The following is a 16,325-nucleotide window of genomic DNA, read 5'->3' on the forward strand; positions in this document are numbered from 1 at the left end:
CGGGCGCCTTATCACACAAGTCGATCGCAAAGCTATTAGACATTGACAATATTGGTCGCTACACGCAAACTGGACGGAGTCTAAGTAGCTTTTGTCCGCTTCTGAGCGGTTACTTCGAGTTCAGGAGCGAACCCCATGGCATTCCCGTCCGAGAACCCGCGCATCACCCTCGCCGAGCACACCGCCGACCAGGTGATCCGGGGCGGCCGGCCGTTCCAGGTGGTCTCCCCGCACACCCCGTCCGGGGACCAGCCGCAGGCGATCGCCGGGCTGGAGAAGCACCTCCGCGCCGGGGAGAGCGACGTGGTCCTGCTGGGCGCCACGGGCACCGGCAAGTCCGCGACGACCGCCTGGCTGATCGAGAAGCTCCAGCGCCCGACCCTCGTACTCGCGCCGAACAAGACCCTCGCCGGCCAGCTCGCCAACGAGCTGCGCGAGCTGTTCCCGCACAACGCGGTGGAGTACTTCGTCTCCTTCTACGACCACTACCGCCCCGAGTCGTACGCCCCGAGCACGGACACCTACTTCGCCAAGGAGTCGGTCTCCAACAAGGAGGTCGACCGGCTGCGGCACTCGGCGACCTGGTCGCTCCTCAGCCGCCGTGACGTGATCGTCGTGGCGTCCGTGTCGTGCATCTACGGCCTCGGCACGCCCCAGTCCTACCTCGACCGCTCGTTCCAGTTGGCGGTGGGCGACACCGTCGACCGCGAGGAACTGCTCGCGGCCCTGGTCGACATCCAGTACACCCGCACGGACGGCGAGCCCGCCGCGGGCCGGTTCCGCGTGCGCGGCGACACCATCGACATCCACCCCGCGTACGAGAACACGATGCTCCGGGTGGAGATGTTCGGCGACACGGTCGAGCGGCTGACCGTCGTCGACCCGGAGACCGGCGAGGTGCGCGAGGTCATCGACCGCACCCGCGTCTTCCCGGCCACCCACTACTTCGCGGGCCCCGAGCGGATGCGCGCGGCGGCCGACTCCATCCAGGCCGAGCTGGCGGAGCGCGTCGCGGAGCTGAGCCGGGCCGGCAAGCTGCTGGAGGCCGACCGTCTGCGGACGCGGACGGAGTACGACATCGAGCTGATCCGGCACACCCAGGTGGCCTCCGGGATGGAGAACTACTCCCGGCACCTGGACGGCCGGGCACCCGGCGCGCCGCCGTCCACGCTGCTGGACTACTTCCCCGAGGACATGCTGGTCGTCATCGACGAGTCGCACGTCACGGTGCCCCAGCTCTCCGGCATGAGCCACGGCGACGCCGCGCGCAAGAGCACCCTGGTCGAGCACGGTTTCCGGCTGCCATCCGCGATGGACAACCGTCCGCTGACGTGGTCGGAGTTCGCCGCGCGCTGCCCGCAGCGGGTCTACCTGTCCGCGACGCCGGGCCGGTTCGAGCTGACCGCCGCGCGGGGCGCGGTCGTCGAGCAGATCATCCGGCCGACCGGGCTGCTCGACCCGCAGGTGACGGTCAAGCCGACCGCCGGCCAGATGGAGGACCTGCTCGCGGAGATCCGCGAGCGGTCCGCCCGGGGCGAGCGGACCCTCGTGACGACGCTGACCAAGCGGATGTCGGAGGAGCTGACCGACTACCTCGACGCGCAGGGCGTCCGCGTCCGGTACCTGCACTCCGGCGTGACCACCCTGCGCCGCGTCGAACTCCTCGCCGACCTGCGCCGCGGCGAGTACGACGTGCTGGTCGGCATCAACCTCCTGCGCGAGGGACTCGACCTGCCGGAGGTCTCGCTGGTCGCGATCCTCGACGCCGACCAGGACGGGATCTTCCGCAACGACACGGCACTGATCCAGATGATCGGCCGCGCGGCGCGCAACGTCAGCGGCGAGGTGCACATGTACGCGAACCGCCTGACCCCCTCGATGGCCCGCGCCATTGACGAGACCAACCGCCGCCGCACCCTCCAGGCGGCCCACAACGAGACCCACGGCATCCGCCCGACCGCGCTGCGCAAGAAGATCCGGCAGACGGTGTCCGCCCAGTACCCGGAGTCCCAGCACCCGACGACCGGCACGTCGTACAACCGGAAGATGGCGGCGTAGGCCGGTTACGCGGGGTCCAGCACGGGCTTCGGGGGGAGGCCGCCGTTCTTGTCGCAGCGGAGTTCTTTGGCCATGGCGAGGGAGAAGGAGTGGGCAACGGTGGCGTAGGCCCTCTTCAGTCCCTCTACGTTGTCCTGGGGGTCCCTCGGCATACCCCAGTACTCAACGGCGAGGGCGATTTGGGCGACACTGGTCGAGTCGAGCAGCCGGGGGCTCCGGCACGCGAAGAAGACATACGCCTTCTCCGTCGCCGCCACGGTCCGCTCGCCCATCTTCATCATGGTGAACTTCGAGGCGGGTTCACCCGTCGGCGCATGGTCCTCCAGGCTCCAAGTGATTCTGAGCTGAAAGTTCCGCGTGCCGAGGGGCAGGAAGATTCGGCAGGCGTCCTCTCTGCCGGTGACGGTCGGGAACACCTCGACAAGGTTCGTCGCGGCATGCGCGACGGTGTACTCCTTCGCGGATGCCTCGAAGCGCGATGACCCCGTGATCACCTTCAGCGCTTTGGACGCATCGGCCGAAATGGCCTGGCCACCGCACAATTGGGTCCCCGCGACTACCTTGTATCCCTTCGGAAGACCGTTCTTGTCCTCGTCGCCACCACAAGCCGTGGCTCCGAGAAGCAATGAACCGGCTACGGTCGCGGCAAGCAGTCCCCCGCGTACCGACCTGCAATTGAACACTGTTCGCATCCTCACGTGTCCTCGGCCGCCCACCGGCATCAGCCGGTCTCCGGGTCGTTGCCCTGCTGGTTCTCCCGGTCGTTGCCGACCCCGTAGCCGATCAGCATCGACTCGAGCAGGTCTTCCCTGAACTGGTCGTTCTTGCCCACCCCGTGGAGTGTCAGAAAATCCTGCGCGGGGGATTCGACCATGCTCTCGCCGGCGGTGTAGATCTTGATCCTCTCCTGCGCGGTGAGGTCCTCCAACTTCTCCTTGTGCTCATCCACCGAGCTGTCGGCGACGTCGCCGATCACTTGGCCGATAAACTGTTCCGCGGCCCCGCTCGCCGTGTCCGTCGCCAAGGGAATCAGCACCGCCGCGGCCCCTACCGCAGCGGTCGCGGGGAGGAAGGCGACGCCCGCCGCGATACCCGCCGTGGCCCCGAACTCGACCCAGCCCGCCCGCTTGGCGACCGCCTTCTCGTAGTCCTCGTGGGTTTTGAGGTTGGTCGCCTCGACCTGATCGGCCCGCGACTGGTCGAGCATGCCCTGTACCTCGGCGCCGGTGCGCACGGTCGCCCTGGCCTGTGCGGCGACCTCGTCGGTGATCTTTCCGTCCGGGCCCACCGCCCCTTCCAGCGCGCTGCGGGTGTAGACCTGCTCCGCCGCCGAGACCGTCGCGTACGCGTCCGGATGCTGACCCAGCGTGCTGAGGAAGCCCCGTACGACACTCCGCCCGTTCCCGTCCACCGTGTCCGAGAAGCTGACGTGCCCGTCCGGATTCTTGCCCGGCGCGAACACGCTGTCCGGATCGTTCTTGTCCAGCGCCCAGTTGATGTCGTCGATGTAGCCGGCGCCCATGACGCCCAGGCTGTCGGCCATCGCCTCGTGATGCTTCTTGAGCAGCTCGGGGTCGGAGGCGTACTTCTCCATGACCTTCTGCATGATCGCGGCGTTGTCCGCGTCCCGCACCACGTGCGCGTCGGGGTGCCCGGCCGGGTAGCCGAGGGTCGCCGCCTCCAGGGCGTGGCCGAGAGCGTCGGGCATCTGGTCGAGTGACGCCTCGTGCTCCTTGGGGTCCAGCGAGTTGACGTCGGGGAAGGACTCCCACTTCTCGTTGCCGAAGAAGTCGAGGTAGTTGTCGATCGCCTCGCCGTCCTTGTCCTTCCCGAGGTCGGCCGTGGCACCGTGGTTGACCGTGCCGTCCTCGTTGTACGCGGTCGGAGGGTCGGCGAAGAAGTGCTTCGCCGCGTCAGGGCTGTTGCCGAGCGCCTCCAGCATGGCGGTGGCCGGGTCGTAACCGGCTCCGTTCACACCGGAGGGGTTGAACGGGTTCTTCAACCAGCCGCTCACCTGCTTGTTCTCGGCGAACATGAACGGGTCCTTGGCATGCAGTTGAGCCACGTGCTCGGCGATGGGGTTGAGGAACTTGGCGTCGTAGTCCCCGTTCCGCATGATTCCGCCGAGGAGCTGGTAGCCGAACGGGCCGCCGTAGTCGTGCTTGGCCAGCGGGATGCGCTCGGTGCCCAACTTACGTAGTTCCGGACCCCACTTGTCGGTGAAGTCCTTGTCGTGGGAGGCGGTGGCCAGGTTGAGGCCGAGGTTCCTCTGGAGCTCCTGGACGTCCTTGAGGCGCTCCGGGTCGACCTTGCTGTACTCGTACGTGTCGGTGGAGAGCTGGCCGAAGAACGCGAGCGACTTCTCGGGGCCGAGCTGGTTGTAGAAGTCCTTGGCGAACTCCTTGGACGAACTGTTGTCCTTCAACAGCTCGTTGAGCTGCTGGAGTTCGGCGTGCGTCAGCTCCCGGCCCTTGGCGGCCAGAGCGGCGGCGCGGGCGGCCTCCTCCTGGTCCAGCTTGGTGTACGTGGGGGCGCTGAAGTCCTTGCGGTCGGTGACGTTGGCCTCGAGGGCGTTCTTGAGGGCGACGTCGGTGTCGTTGCAGTTGTCGACGATGAGGTCGATCTTCTTCTGCCACGACTCGATGTTCTTCCTCTCCTGCGCGATGAGGTCGATGTAGTCGGGATCGTGCCGCGCCATGTGCTGTTCGGACAACGGCTTCCGCGCCGTGACCTTGCCCTTGTCGTCCACGCGGATGCCGGCCGCGGGTCCCTCGTGATCCCGGATGCCGACCAGGTCGTCATGGGCCTGCTTGATGGCCGTGTAACCGTCTTCGAGGACCAGCTTCACACCCTTGGCCTCCGCTGCGGCGTCCTCGAACTCCTTGACGGTCTTGCCGATGAACGCCTTGGTGACACCCGCGTTGACGCCCTGCCAGTCGGCCTTGTCCGCCTTCGCCTTCATCCCGTCGGCGGCGTCGGCGGCGAGCTTGTCCAGCTTCCCGGCCATCTCCGACCAGTCGTCAACGGCTGCCTTGAGCTTCCCCAGCGGGGCGTCGACGATGTCCTCGTACTTCAGCATGTAGCGCGCTCCCCCGAGCCCTATTTCATGTAGTCCGTGAGTGCGGAAATCTGCGCCAGATCCCCGACGACCTTCACTTCGTCCTTGGCGTGCCGCGCCTTGCTGTAGTCGAGGTGGTTCGAGATCTGCGCACAGGCGTCCAGCAGCGTCTTGAGGTGCGTCTGCCAGAAGTCGTGCACCTTCAGTACGGCCGAACCGCTGACGAAGTTCCCGTTGGTCAACGCCGTGGCGGCGTCGAACGTGGACGCGCGGGCGATGTCGCCCTCTTTGCCCATCCGGCCCAGCAGGTCGTATGCGTCACTGCCGATGGCGCCGAGATCGTCCCGATTGACCACCAGGTCGTACCCGCCGCCACCGCCGCCCTCGGCCGGAACACCGTTGAGCCGCACGGCACTCCGCTCGGACGCCGCCGCCCGCATCGCTGCCCATTCCTGCTCGAACGCCACGAATACCCCCATGTCCATCCGGCAAAGCCACCCCACCATACCCACGCGCCAGCCGACCCGATCATCGCTCTTGTATAACCATCTGCCTACGGGACGGACATAACTGCCCGATTCCAGGATGACCTGCACGCCAGCCGCGCCAGCCGAGCCCCTATTCAAACCGCACAGTGAAGCGGTCTTCCCAGCCATAAGCCGCATCTTGCCTCTGAGCCCTCAGCAGAACATCCCCCAGATCGCCATAAGCAGACACCCCCATAACGTCTCGGCTACTCGCCGAGCTCTCGTCGGGCGACTTAATGTCCGCTCCATTGATATCGACAATGATGGCCATCACCCCTCGTCGGATATTTCACGCAGGAGGTCTGCGTACTCCGATTGACCACTTCCGGAGTGAACCACGACCGCCGGACTGCCACCGAACCGTGGCCTTCCGCGTGGATCTGAGACCGGCTTTGAGATCTGCCGTGGGGCGGGGTCGTAGAGCTCTGTGTGAGTGGTTCTGGGGGTGGGTATCCGTCGGACCTGACGGATGAACAGTGGGCGCTGGTGGTGCCGTTGCTTCCGTCGGCGCGGGTGGGTCCGAAGGGTGGTCGGCGGGAGAAGCACCCGCGGCGGCGGATCGTGGAAGCGATCTTCTACGTCGTGCGGACCGGCTGCGCGTGGCGGCAGCTTCCGAAGGACTTCGCCCCGTGGCCGACGGTGCGAGCATGCGGGACCGCGACGGCGCGAAGCGGCCGTTGCTGTGGACCAGGCTCGACCATCCCGGTGTAAAGAAGATCTGGGTGGACCAGGGCTTCGCCGGCCGCCTGGACGAGTGGGCCGCCCAGATCCTCGACCGCGACCTGGAGATCGTCCGCAAGGACTCTGACCAGCGCGGCTTCCAGTCCAGCCCAAGCGGTGGGCGGTGGAGCGGACCTTCTCGTTGCTCACCGCCCACCGCCAGCCCCCGGGCCGGTGCCGCGACGCGCCCCGGCCCACGACCGCTCGTGCGGCAATCCTCGGAGTGAGCCCGCCGACGCCCCGTCGGCGGCAGTTGCTGTCGCCGAGCTACCGAGCCAGGAACTCCTCGATCTCGCGTTTCAGGGCCGGCGGCACGTGGGCCAACTCCGAGGCGATCAACCGGACATCCCGTGCGAGTTCGGGGGCTTCCCTCCAGACCTCCGCACTCCTGGTGAGCACGGCGGCCAGCAGGTCGCCCTCGTACATGTCGCCTTCCGCCAGTGGGTCGGCCCGGAGGACCTCCACCGCCAGGGGCAGGAGATAGGCAAGGCCCACGTCTTGCCTGATCAGCAACCGCATGTCCTCGACCGTCAGGCCGCCGATCGGCTTGCACCGAAGCTCACGCACGGTCGCCATCAGCCGGGTTTCACTGCCCGACGGGGCCGACCAGCGGTCGCGCTCAAGCTCCTCAAGGGAGCGGTCACGGTTCACGAGTCGAGTCACCGACCGATCGTCCCATGTCAGATCTCAAACGCGGTCTGACGGGCTCACGGTGATCTGAAACAGATGGAGACCGAATCTCGAAGTCGCCCGAAAGACGAATCCCCATTCGACTTCACCGCATGCAGGAATTTCGCGAGCCCCGAATTCTCTCCCGACCAGCCAAGCAGCTTCTAGGTCCACGTTCCCCCATGGTTCACCGCGTCGAGCGCTCCGCCGTCTGCCGACCGGCGCAGCGGCCGGGTGACATGTTGCCCGCTTCGGACCAGTAGCGGCAGAGGCCGCCCGATCCGCACCCTCCCCTCCCCGCACTTGGCCGTCCGCGGCGGAGGCCGGCTCATCGTCACGTCGTCCGCCCAGGGCCAGCACGGCACGAAGCGGGGAGCCGCCCACTCGGCGTCCAAGTGGGGCCCGGCCGTCGTCTACCTCGCCTCCGACGCCGCCCGCATGGTGTCCGGAGGGCCGCGCTCCGCGCTGGGAGTGCGGCCCTCGGTGGGTGTGGTTACGAGGCCCAGCCGCCGTACGGCACGGTGATGAGTTCCATGGCGTGGCCCGCCGGGTCCATGAAGTACACGCCGCGGCCACCGTCGTTGTGGTTGATCGTGCCGGGCTGCTTCCGGTGGGGGTCGGCGTAGTGCTCGATGCCGCGCTGTCTGATCTGCGCGTACGCCGCGTCGAACTCCTCCTCGGAGATCAAGAAGGCGTAGTGCTGGGGGGTGATGCTGTCCGCGGGGACAGTGGCGAAGTCCAGCGTGACGCCGTTGCCCAGGGCGACCGCGATGAACGGACCCCACTCGGCGGTGATTTCAAGACTGAGCAGGTTCGCGAAGAACTCTGCGGACTCCCGGTTGTCCCGGGCGTGGACGATCGTGTGATTCAACTCGACTGACAAGGAATGCCTCCGAAGGCATGTCCCGACACCTCCATGTCTCACCCAGCCGGTGACCGACACGCGATGTTGCCGTAGACCATAGTCCGGTCGTCGTCCTGCCGTCCACGCAGCGAGTCGGCGGCAGTTGACGAAGGTCACGGGGTCACAGCAGCCGGTCGACCAGACCGTCGATGTAGTCCGGGGTGAGCGGGACCATGCCGAAGAGGACGCGGATGTACATCGGGGCCAGGATGTGGTCCAGCACGTCGAGTGCGTCGAGCGCGGGCTCGCCCCGGTCATGCGCGCGATCGAGCATGGACTGCAGTTGCCGGGTGCGTTCGGCGCTCAGAGCGGCGCCGGCCCGCAGGCCCTGCTTGCCTCCGCTCGACAGGGCGACGGCCAGGTGCAGCACCGCCGGACCGTCGGGTCCGGTGATCTCCCGGGCCACCTGGGCCGCGTAAGTACGCAGGTCACCGGCCAGGCTCCCGGTGTCGGGCATCGGTGACCGCGCGTTGAGGCGGGCGAGCGCCACCTCGGTGAGCAGGGTTTCCAGGCTGCCCCACCGGCGGTAGATGCTGCTGTCGGCCACGCCCGCACGGGCCGCGACATCGCCGACGGTGAAGTTGCCGTAGCCGCGCTCGCCGATCAGGTCGGTGACGGCCTGGTGCACCTGCGCGGCGACGCGGGCGCTGCGCCCGCCCGGCCGCCGGGCTCGCTCTTGTTCGTTCACGCCCCCACCTTAACGCAGTTGGCACTTGCGTTTGCATGGCGCACCCGCCTACAGTCCCTTAACGCAGTCGCCGACAGCTTTAGGGCGATCCGCTGTGTCGCCACCCGCGTCGCCTCCGACCGGGTGGACGTACCGATGGAAGGGAATCCCCATCACCGCATCGCATACGAGCGCAGGCAGTCGGTCGACCCGGGCCGTGCTGCTCACGGTGACGTCCCTGGGCCAGTTCATGGTCCTGCTCGACAACACGATCGTCGGAGCGGCGCTGCCCGATATGCAGCGCCGACTGCACACGCAACTGACCGGTCTGCAATGGATCGTCGACGCGTACGTACTGCTGGTCGCCATGCTGCTGCTGTCCGGCGGCGTCTTCGCCGACCGGTTCGGCCGCAAGCGGGTGTACCTGACCGGCGTTGCCGTGTTCACCGCCGCGTCCCTGGTGTGCAGCCTCGCGCCGTCGGTCGGCTGGCTGATCGCCGGCCGGGTGCTGCAGGGCATCGGCGCCGCAGCGCTGGCCCCCGCCTCACTCGCCCTGCTCGCCGCCGCCTGTCCCGCGCCGCAGGAACGTGTCAAGGCGATCGGGCTGTGGGCCGGCCTCAGCGGCATCGGCCTGGCCGCAGGCCCCGTCGCGGGCGGGGTACTGACGGACGCCTTCGGCTGGCCCGCCATCTTCCTGGTCAATCTGCCGATCGGTGCGGTCCTGATCCTGGTCGGTCTGCGCAACCTGGAAGAGTCCCGCAATCCGAGTGCCCCCGCGATCGACATCCCGGGCACGGCGCTGTCCGTTCTGGCGGTGGGGGCGCTGGCCTACGGGCTGATCGAGGGTGGTACCCGCGGCTGGACCTCGCCGCTGATCCTGGGAAGTTTCGCCGCCGCGGTGATCCTCCTCGCCGCTTTCGTCGCCGTCGAAGCGCGTTGCTCCGCACCGATGCTGCCCCTGCGGCTGTTCCGGCAGCGCCTGTTCACCGTGTCCAACACCGCCATGACCGTGGTGGGGTTCGCGCTCATGGGCTCGTCGTTCTTCTTCTCCCAGTTCTTCGTGTACGTCCAGGGCAGCTCGATCCTGCGCGCCGGCCTGCAGGCCCTCCCCGTCTCCCTCGCCATGGTGATCGTCAGTCCTTTCGCGGGCCGGCTCGCCGCCCGGCACGGCTTCCGCACCGTGGTCACCACCGGTCTCGCTCTGGCCGGCCTGGGACTCCTCACGCTCGGCATGGTGCACGCCGACACCGGCTACGGGAACGTGTGGTGGCGCCTGGCACTCGCCGGCACCGGCTTCGCCCTCGCCATGTCCCCCCTGACAGGCGCTGCCATCCAGGCCGTCAGCCCGCAGGAGGGCGGCCTCGCCTCGGGCATCAGCAGCACCACCCGGCAGATCGGCGCGGTGCTCGGCGTGGCCGTACTCGGAGCCGTCGTCCGCACCCGGCAGTCCGGGGGCGCCTCCTTCGAGACCGGCCTCGACAGCGCCTTCGTCGCAGCCGGTGCCGTCACCTTGGTGAGCGCGGTGTTCACCGGCCTGTGGCTGGCACGGTCCGAGCCCGCGGCGCCGCACCCTTCCACCGAGCCGAACGCGGTCACGGCCGCGAACGAGGCACCTGCGAACAGCCGTTGACTGTCGCGACCACCTCGGCCGGGAGAAGCCGCCCCGAACCCGCCCCTTGCCCGGCGCCGCTCCGCCAAGATCGTGTACGCCACTCCGCAACCGCCGAGCTTGCCCCCCGACCCGACCACTGTGCACCCGCTGGTCACCTCACCGAACATCACCGTGGGGTGAGCACACCTACTGCGACGACCCGGACGGCGCCACGGACTTCGAGCGGCGCAACGCCCTCTACGCCTACGGGCCGGAGCGCCTGATCATCGGGAAGTACCGCGCGCTCGCCTCGGGGAGCACGTCCCTGATGGCCGGCGCCGACCATCAGGCGATGTCGACGTACCCGTTCACCATGTTCGGCGGCCGGTGGACCGAGCAGACCCTCGACATCGTCACCGCCATGCCCAGCCGCGGCGACACGGTCGTCGGCGACGACGTCAGGTTCGGCTACCGGGCGACCGTCATGCCCGGCGTACGGATCGGTGACGGCGCCATCATCGCGGTCGGCGCCCAAGTCACCGCCGACGTCCCGCCGTACCGATCGTCGGCGGCAACCCGGCCAGACCGACCCGGCAGCGCTTCGACGACGCCGACATCGAACGCACCACCACCGAGCACGGATTGGGGAAGTCCCTTTGAGTCATGTGACCCAGGTGTCCATCGAGGAGCACACGGTGGCCAACGGCGCAGCGGGGCCCTACGCCCTCACCACAGGGCCGCACGGCGCGCTGTGGTTCACGCTCGTCCACAGCGGCCGGCTCGGCCGGCTCGTTCCCGGCGAGGAGCCGACCAGCCACCGACTCGCCCCCGACAGCGGGCCGACCGTCATCGTGGCGGGCCCCGACGGCGCGCTGTGGTTCACCGAGTACCGGGCGGACCGGATCGGGCGAATCACCACCGACGGCGTGATCGATGAATTCGGCCTGCCCACGCCCGGCTGCGGGCCGTTCGGTATCGCGGCGGGCCCCGACGGCGCGCTGTGGTTCGCCGAGACCGCCGCTGACCGTATCGGCCGTATCACCGTCGACGGCCACGTCACCGAGTTCCCGCTGCCCGTCACCGGCGCGTTCCCCTCGGCGATCACCGCCGGAGGCGATGGCGGGATGTGGTTCACCCTCAACCAGGCGGGCGCCATCGGGCGGATCGGCATGGACGGTGCAGTCGCCCTCCACCCCCTGCCGACGGTGGCGGCGGCGCCGGTCGGTATCGCCGCAGGCCGCGACGGGGCGCTGTGGTTCGCCGAGATCGCCGCCGGGCAGATCGGGCGGATCTCTCCCGACGGGCAGATCACCGAGTTCCCGCTGCCCGACCGGGCCGCCCGGCCGCACGCCGTCACCGTCGACGACGACGGGGCCGTGTGGTTCACGGAATGGGGAGGCAACCGCGTCGGCAGGATCACCCCCGACGGCTCGGTCACAGTCCACGACCTGCCCACCCCCCGCTCCGAACCGCACGGCATCGCCGTCGGCCCCGACGGCGCCCTGTGGACCGCACTCGAGATCGGCGCCCTCGCCCGCATCGCCCCTGCGGACAGTGCCGCCTGACCAGACCACCCACGTCCGCATCCCGCCAACGGCGATCGTCCGTACGGCGATCGGAGAGGAAAGCTCATGAAATTCGCCCTCGTGATCTTCGAGACCGACGAGTCGCGCCGCCGGGTCCAGGCCGACCGCGCCGCATACCGCAAGGAGTACGAAGGCTGGATCGGCGGCCTGGCCGCAGCCGGAAAGCTGGTCGGCGGCGACGCCCTGGAGACCGAGCACACCGCTCCCGCGACAGTACGAACTGCGGCCGACGGTACGTCGACGGTGACCGAGGGACCCGCCCACGCCGGCGCGGAGACCCTCGGCGGCTGGTTCGTCATCGACGTGGCCGACCGCCAGGAGGCCCTCGAACTGGCCAAGAGCCTCCCCACCCCGGAGACCGTCGAGATCCGCCCGATCCTCGAATCCGCCTGAACAACACCGACAGCCGGCCCGCCGGCACGACAGCACCAGGCCACAGAGCCGCCGTTGTCGCGCCGCCCGGCTTCGTCCAGGCCCCCCCGCTAAAGCCGCAGGTCAGCGGCCTTGTTTTAGGCAGGCTCCAGAACCACCACGCACTCCACATGATGCGTCATCGGAACCATGCCCGGATTCCCCGTCTGGAGAAGGCCGAAGGTGAGAGGGCCCTTTCCTGGCACCGGAACGGCCCACGCCGGGCCGGAGCGTCATATGAGCGTCACAGCCGCGCCCCCCTGACGCCGCCATTCGCCCCGTCCCGGCCACTTCGGCCGCCCTCCGCGATCGACGTCCTCCCGAGCCGGCCGCCGGATGGTCCGCCTGCTGCCCTTGATCAGCCCGCTTCGGTCAAGGCTGCGTACGCAGCGGCGAGGATCTCCCCGGAGAGCGGAGAGCCCTTGGTGGCCCGGGACAGGACCAGCGCACCGAACAGCGTGCAGAGCCGGACGATGCCGTCCTGGTCGTCACCGGCCAGGAAATCGGCGAAGTCGGCCACCCCCTCGGCGTAGACGCGACGGGCCTCGCGCCCCCCGCCCTCGCGCGCGATGTCGGTGGCGAGCGCGGCGACCGGGCAGCCGTCCGCCGGGTCGTCGCGGTGCTCGACGGAGAGGTAGGTGTCGATCAGCGCCTGCTGGGCGGCGGCGCGCTGCCCATCGTGCCGCTCGAGCCCGGCGCTGTGGCGTTGGGCAAGCTCGGCGAAGGCGTGGGCGGTGGCCTCGTCGACGAGCGCCTCCTTGGAGGCGAACTGCTTGTAGAAGGCGCCGTGAGTCAGACCGGCCGCCGTCATCAGGTCGGCGACGCTGACCTGCATGCCCTGCTCCCGAAACAGCCGGGACGCGGTGTCCACCACCCGCCTGCGATTCTCCTCCGCCTGCGCCTGCGATACGCGACCCATGACCACCTCCCATTTGGATGTCGACTGGCATCTATCATAGACCTGTGTTTAGATTGCATGCATAATCTAACCTGTGTGGGTGGCCGTCGGCGCCCGCCATGACCAGGAGCGAGAGCATGGAACTGAAGAACGCGGTCGCGGTCGTCACCGGCGCCAACCGGGGGCTCGGGCGGCACCTGGCCGCCCAACTCGTGGAGCGCGGCGCGAAGGTGTACGGCGCGGCCCGACGCCCCGAGACGGTCGACGTGCCGGGCGTCATCCCGCTGCGGCTGGACGTCACGGACGAGGCATCGATACGGGAGGCCGCGCGCGTGGCGTCCGACGCGACACTGCTGATCAACAACGCGGGCATCTCCACCGGCGCGTCGCTGATCGGGGGTGAAGTGGTTGAAGTGCGCCGGGAGATGGAGACCAACTTCTTCGGCCCGCTCGCCGTGACCCGATCCTTCGCCCCGGTCATCGAGGGCAACGGCGGCGGCGCCGTACTCAACGTCCTGTCCGTCCTGTCCTGGCTCCACCCGGCAGGACTCGGCTCTTACGCGGCCTCCAAGGCCGCCGCTTGGGCACTGAGCGACGCCACCCGTGAGGAGCTGGCACCACGCGGGATCACCGTCTCGGCGCTGCACGTCGGCTATATGGACACCGACATGGCCGCCGGTGTGCCCGCCGATCAGAAGGTCGCCGCCGCCGACGTCGCGACCCAGGCCCTCCACGGCATCGAGACGGCCCTGCCCGAGATCCTCGCGGACGAGACCAGCCGGTACGTCAAGCAGAGCCTGTCCGCGGCACCCAGGCCGAACGCGGACTGACGCTCACCCCTCCACCCCCGCGCGACCACCTTCACACCCCTTCATGCGAGGACACCTCATGCGTACACGGCCTTCGGCCGCCGGACCGGACTGCGCGTCTCCGAGTACGCGCTCGGCACCGCGAACTTCGGCACCGGCTGGGACACAGGCGCCGAGCCGGACGAGGCGCGCCGCATCTTCGACCGGTTCGCCGAGGCCGGCGGCACCTTTCTCGACAGCGCGGACGGCTACCAGTTCGGCGAGTCGGAGGAACTGACCGGAAAGCTGATCTCCGCCGACCGCGACCACTTCGTCCTGGCCACGAAGTTCACCCTCGGTGGAGGCCAGCCTGAAGCGCCTGGACACCGATCACATCGACCTGCTGTGGGTGCACTTCCCCGACGAGCTCACTCCGATGGAGGAGCTCCTGCGCGGACTCGACGACCTGGTGAGCGCCGGCGAGATCCACCACGCCGCGCTGTCCAACTTCCCCGACTGGCGCGTCTCGCGCGCGGTAACCCTCGCGGATCTGAAGGACTGGGCCCCGATCGTCGGCATCCAGCACGAGTACAGCCTCGTCGAGCGCACCGCCGACCGTGAGCTCCTGTCCATGGCCGAGAACCTCGGGCTCGGCGCCGCCCTGCGGTCTCCGCTCGGTGGCGGACTGCTCACCGGCAAATACCGCAGCTCCACCGAGGGACGCCTGAGCGACCTGGGCATGGTCATCCACACCGAGAGCACCGGCCAGAAGACCGCCGTCGTCGACACCGTCCTGGCGATCGCCGACGAGACCGGCGTGACGCACGCCCAGGTGGCGGTGGCCTGGGTGCGCGAGCGCGCCGCCCGTTCCGTGGCCACGCTCGTCCCGATCATCGGCCCGCGCGATCTCTCCCAGCTCGACAGCTACCTCAGCGCCCTCGACGTCCACCTGACCGATGATCAGTACACCCGCCTGACCGAGGTCAGCGCGGTGCCGCTCGGCATGCCTCACGAGGGGATCGCCAACTCCCTGGACCGCCTCCAGGGAGGCGCCGCCGACCACGTCATCGCCCCGGTCGTGCCGGTGGCCTGATGGGTGAACGCGGCTGAGGACGCCGGCGCCCACGCGCGGCCAGAACAACGACACGAACTGCCTCGTACTGGCAAGAGCCCAGGGCGAACGGAGACCCCGACCTTTCACGGACGGGAAACGGAACGGAGACGACGATGAAGGCTTTCATGGTCGAGAACTACGGCGACCAAGCCGGGATGCGCGCCGCCGAGATACCCGCCCCGCAGGTAGGTGCCGACGACGTCCTGGTGAAGATCCACGCGGCGGGCATCAACCCGCTTGACCTCAGGATCCGCAACGGAGACTTCAAGGCGTTCATGCCCTACCGTCTCCCGCTCGTTCTGGGCAACGACCTCGCAGGGACGGTCGTCCGGGTCGGCCCGTCCGTCACCCGCTTCGTGGTGGGCGACGAGGTCTACGCCCGGCCCGACAAGGACCGCATCGGCACCTTCGCCGAACTGATCGCCATCCACCAGGACGACTTGGCGCCCAAACCGGCCACCCTCACCATGGCCGAGGCCGCCTCCCTCCCCTTGGTCGCCCTGACCGCATGGCAGGCACTGGTCGAGCGGGCACGCGTGCAGCCGGGCCAGATGGTCCTCATCCACGCGGGCGCCGGCGGCCTCGGCTCCGTCGCCGTCCAGTTGGCCAAGGCGCTGGGCGCGCACGTGGCCACCACCGTGAGCACCGCCAAGGTCGACTTGGCCAAGGATCTCGGCGCGGACGTCGTCGTCGACTACCGCACCCAGGACTTCGAAGAGGTCCTCGACGGCTACGACGTCGTCCTCGACAGCCTCGGCGGCGAGAACCTCGCCAAGTCCCTGCGCGTTCTCAAGCCCGGCGGCACGGCCATCAGCGTCGCGGGCCCGCCCGACCCGGCCTTCGCCCGCGAACTCGGCGCGAACCCGCTCCTCCGCCTGGCCATGACAGCCCTCAGCTTCAAGACCCGGCGCAACGCCAAGCGCCACGGTGTGACGTACTCGTTCCTGTTCATGAGGGCCAGCGGCGACCAACTGCGCGAACTCACCCCCCTCATCGACACCGGGAAGGTCCGCCCGGTCATAGACCGCGTCTTCCCGTTCGAGCAAACCCTCCAGGCCATGGATTACGTGGAAAAGGGACGGGCAAAGGCCGGCAAAGTCGTCGTCGCAATGACGTAAGGGCGGTGACAAGTCGCAGGGGCCCGTCACCTCGTAGCCCTCGAACCCCGACAGGCCCGGCTCTTGGACCGCGTGGGACGCGACCCGCCGATGTGACGGGGCTTCAGGACGAGCGTCATACGAGCGTCAGCAGCCCGAGGAACGCGCGGACACGGCTTGCAACGCTGTCCCTACACCCGCCTGAATCCGTAGGTCAGGCGGGCCTTTACGGGCGAT

Annotated in this window: 14 protein-coding genes and 3 pseudogenes; 10 read left to right on the forward strand and 7 right to left on the reverse strand. The window is 68.8% G+C overall.

Annotated features, from left to right (window positions below; translation table 11 throughout):
* The first annotated feature begins 135 nt into the window (after positions 1-135).
* Entirely contained in the window at positions 136-2,058 is a 1,923-nt protein-coding gene (uvrB, locus tag ACZ3HQ_RS14720) for an excinuclease ABC subunit UvrB (protein ID WP_467510823.1), read from the forward strand.
* 5 nt (positions 2,059-2,063) lie between these two features.
* On the opposite strand, the gene ACZ3HQ_RS14725 is transcribed toward uvrB, so the two are convergent.
* The 3 genes from ACZ3HQ_RS14725 to ACZ3HQ_RS14735 are packed head-to-tail and all read right to left on the reverse strand — an operon-like array spanning position 2,064 to position 5,583.
* Entirely contained in the window at positions 2,064-2,750 is a 687-nt protein-coding gene (locus ACZ3HQ_RS14725) for a hypothetical protein (RefSeq protein ID WP_467510825.1), read from the reverse strand.
* 29 nt (positions 2,751-2,779) lie between these two features.
* Entirely contained in the window at positions 2,780-5,137 is a 2,358-nt protein-coding gene (locus ACZ3HQ_RS14730; protein ID WP_467510827.1) for a hypothetical protein, read from the reverse strand.
* 20 nt (positions 5,138-5,157) lie between these two features.
* The gene (locus ACZ3HQ_RS14735) at positions 5,158-5,583 is read right to left on the reverse strand and encodes a hypothetical protein (RefSeq protein WP_467510829.1); all 426 of its coding nucleotides are present in this window, start codon (positions 5,581-5,583) and stop codon (positions 5,158-5,160) included.
* Positions 5,584-6,072: 489 nt separating this feature from the next.
* On the opposite strand from ACZ3HQ_RS14735, the pseudogene ACZ3HQ_RS14740 reads away from it, so the two are divergent.
* Both ACZ3HQ_RS14740 and ACZ3HQ_RS14745 read left to right on the forward strand, forming a co-directional pair.
* Positions 6,073-6,285: pseudogene (locus tag ACZ3HQ_RS14740) on the forward strand (transposase); the annotation flags it as partial.
* A complete protein-coding gene (locus tag ACZ3HQ_RS14745; RefSeq protein WP_467510831.1) occupies positions 6,273-6,590 on the forward strand; it encodes a hypothetical protein in 318 nt (105 codons plus the stop codon). The pseudogene ACZ3HQ_RS14740 and the gene ACZ3HQ_RS14745, both read left to right, overlap by 13 nt.
* Positions 6,591-6,630: 40 nt before the next feature.
* Here ACZ3HQ_RS14745 and ACZ3HQ_RS14750 read toward each other — a convergent pair whose 3' ends face one another.
* The 3 genes from ACZ3HQ_RS14750 to ACZ3HQ_RS14760 all read right to left on the reverse strand — a co-directional run bounded on the left by ACZ3HQ_RS14750 (position 6,631) and on the right by ACZ3HQ_RS14760 (position 8,624).
* Positions 6,631-7,026: a contact-dependent growth inhibition system immunity protein gene (locus ACZ3HQ_RS14750; protein ID WP_467510833.1), complete on the reverse strand. Its 396-nt coding sequence runs from the start codon at positions 7,024-7,026 to the stop codon at positions 6,631-6,633.
* Between the two features lie 499 nt (positions 7,027-7,525).
* Positions 7,526-7,915, reverse strand: coding sequence for a VOC family protein (locus tag ACZ3HQ_RS14755; protein ID WP_467510834.1), 390 nt, complete (start codon positions 7,913-7,915; stop codon positions 7,526-7,528).
* A gap of 142 nt (positions 7,916-8,057) precedes the next feature.
* On the reverse strand, positions 8,058-8,624 hold the full coding sequence (locus ACZ3HQ_RS14760; protein WP_467510836.1) for a TetR/AcrR family transcriptional regulator: 567 nt from the start codon (positions 8,622-8,624) through the stop codon (positions 8,058-8,060).
* 196 nt (positions 8,625-8,820) lie between these two features.
* Between ACZ3HQ_RS14760 and ACZ3HQ_RS14765 the strand changes: the two genes are divergently transcribed.
* The 4 genes and pseudogenes from ACZ3HQ_RS14765 to ACZ3HQ_RS14780 all read left to right on the forward strand — a co-directional run bounded on the left by ACZ3HQ_RS14765 (position 8,821) and on the right by ACZ3HQ_RS14780 (position 12,173).
* Positions 8,821-10,233: an MFS transporter gene (locus ACZ3HQ_RS14765; protein WP_467510838.1), complete on the forward strand. Its 1,413-nt coding sequence runs from the start codon at positions 8,821-8,823 to the stop codon at positions 10,231-10,233.
* A gap of 99 nt (positions 10,234-10,332) precedes the next feature.
* Positions 10,333-10,818: pseudogene (locus ACZ3HQ_RS14770) on the forward strand (CatB-related O-acetyltransferase); the annotation flags it as partial.
* A gap of 32 nt (positions 10,819-10,850) precedes the next feature.
* Positions 10,851-11,759: a Vgb family protein gene (locus ACZ3HQ_RS14775; protein ID WP_467510840.1), complete on the forward strand. Its 909-nt coding sequence runs from the start codon at positions 10,851-10,853 to the stop codon at positions 11,757-11,759.
* Between the two features lie 66 nt (positions 11,760-11,825).
* Positions 11,826-12,173, forward strand: a complete 348-nt coding sequence (locus ACZ3HQ_RS14780; RefSeq protein ID WP_467510842.1) for a YciI family protein — start codon at positions 11,826-11,828, stop codon at positions 12,171-12,173.
* 376 nt (positions 12,174-12,549) lie between these two features.
* Here ACZ3HQ_RS14780 and ACZ3HQ_RS14785 read toward each other — a convergent pair whose 3' ends face one another.
* Positions 12,550-13,110, reverse strand: coding sequence for a TetR/AcrR family transcriptional regulator (locus tag ACZ3HQ_RS14785; protein WP_467510844.1), 561 nt, complete (start codon positions 13,108-13,110; stop codon positions 12,550-12,552).
* A 116-nt stretch (positions 13,111-13,226) separates the two neighbouring features.
* Between ACZ3HQ_RS14785 and ACZ3HQ_RS14790 the strand changes: the two genes are divergently transcribed.
* The 3 genes and pseudogenes from ACZ3HQ_RS14790 to ACZ3HQ_RS14800 all read left to right on the forward strand — a co-directional run bounded on the left by ACZ3HQ_RS14790 (position 13,227) and on the right by ACZ3HQ_RS14800 (position 16,109).
* The gene (locus ACZ3HQ_RS14790; protein WP_467510846.1) at positions 13,227-13,919 is read left to right on the forward strand and encodes an SDR family oxidoreductase; all 693 of its coding nucleotides are present in this window, start codon (positions 13,227-13,229) and stop codon (positions 13,917-13,919) included.
* 90 nt (positions 13,920-14,009) lie between these two features.
* A pseudogene (locus ACZ3HQ_RS14795) lies at positions 14,010-14,970 on the forward strand (aldo/keto reductase).
* A gap of 134 nt (positions 14,971-15,104) precedes the next feature.
* Positions 15,105-16,109 carry an NADP-dependent oxidoreductase gene (locus ACZ3HQ_RS14800; RefSeq protein WP_467510848.1) on the forward strand — a complete coding sequence of 335 codons (1,005 nt, stop codon included), beginning with the start codon at positions 15,105-15,107 and terminating at the stop codon, positions 16,107-16,109.
* Positions 16,110-16,325: the final 216 nt, after the last annotated feature.

Source organism: Streptomyces sp. NPDC018263, assembly GCF_055562575.1.

Bases quoted from the DNA above. Each gene is read 5' to 3' on its own strand.
- ACZ3HQ_RS14790 (WP_467510846.1), top strand. From the start codon at position 13,227: ATGGAACTGAAGAACGCGGTCGCGGTCGTCACCGGCGCCAACCGGGGG.
- ACZ3HQ_RS14785 (WP_467510844.1), bottom strand. From the start codon at position 13,110: ATGGGTCGCGTATCGCAGGCGCAGGCGGAGGAGAATCGCAGGCGGGTG.
- ACZ3HQ_RS14800 (WP_467510848.1), top strand. From the start codon at position 15,105: ATGAAGGCTTTCATGGTCGAGAACTACGGCGACCAAGCCGGGATGCGC.
- ACZ3HQ_RS14730 (WP_467510827.1), bottom strand. From the start codon at position 5,137: ATGCTGAAGTACGAGGACATCGTCGACGCCCCGCTGGGGAAGCTCAAG.
- uvrB (WP_467510823.1), top strand. From the start codon at position 136: ATGGCATTCCCGTCCGAGAACCCGCGCATCACCCTCGCCGAGCACACC.
- ACZ3HQ_RS14725 (WP_467510825.1), bottom strand. From the start codon at position 2,750: ATGCGAACAGTGTTCAATTGCAGGTCGGTACGCGGGGGACTGCTTGCC.
- ACZ3HQ_RS14780 (WP_467510842.1), top strand. From the start codon at position 11,826: ATGAAATTCGCCCTCGTGATCTTCGAGACCGACGAGTCGCGCCGCCGG.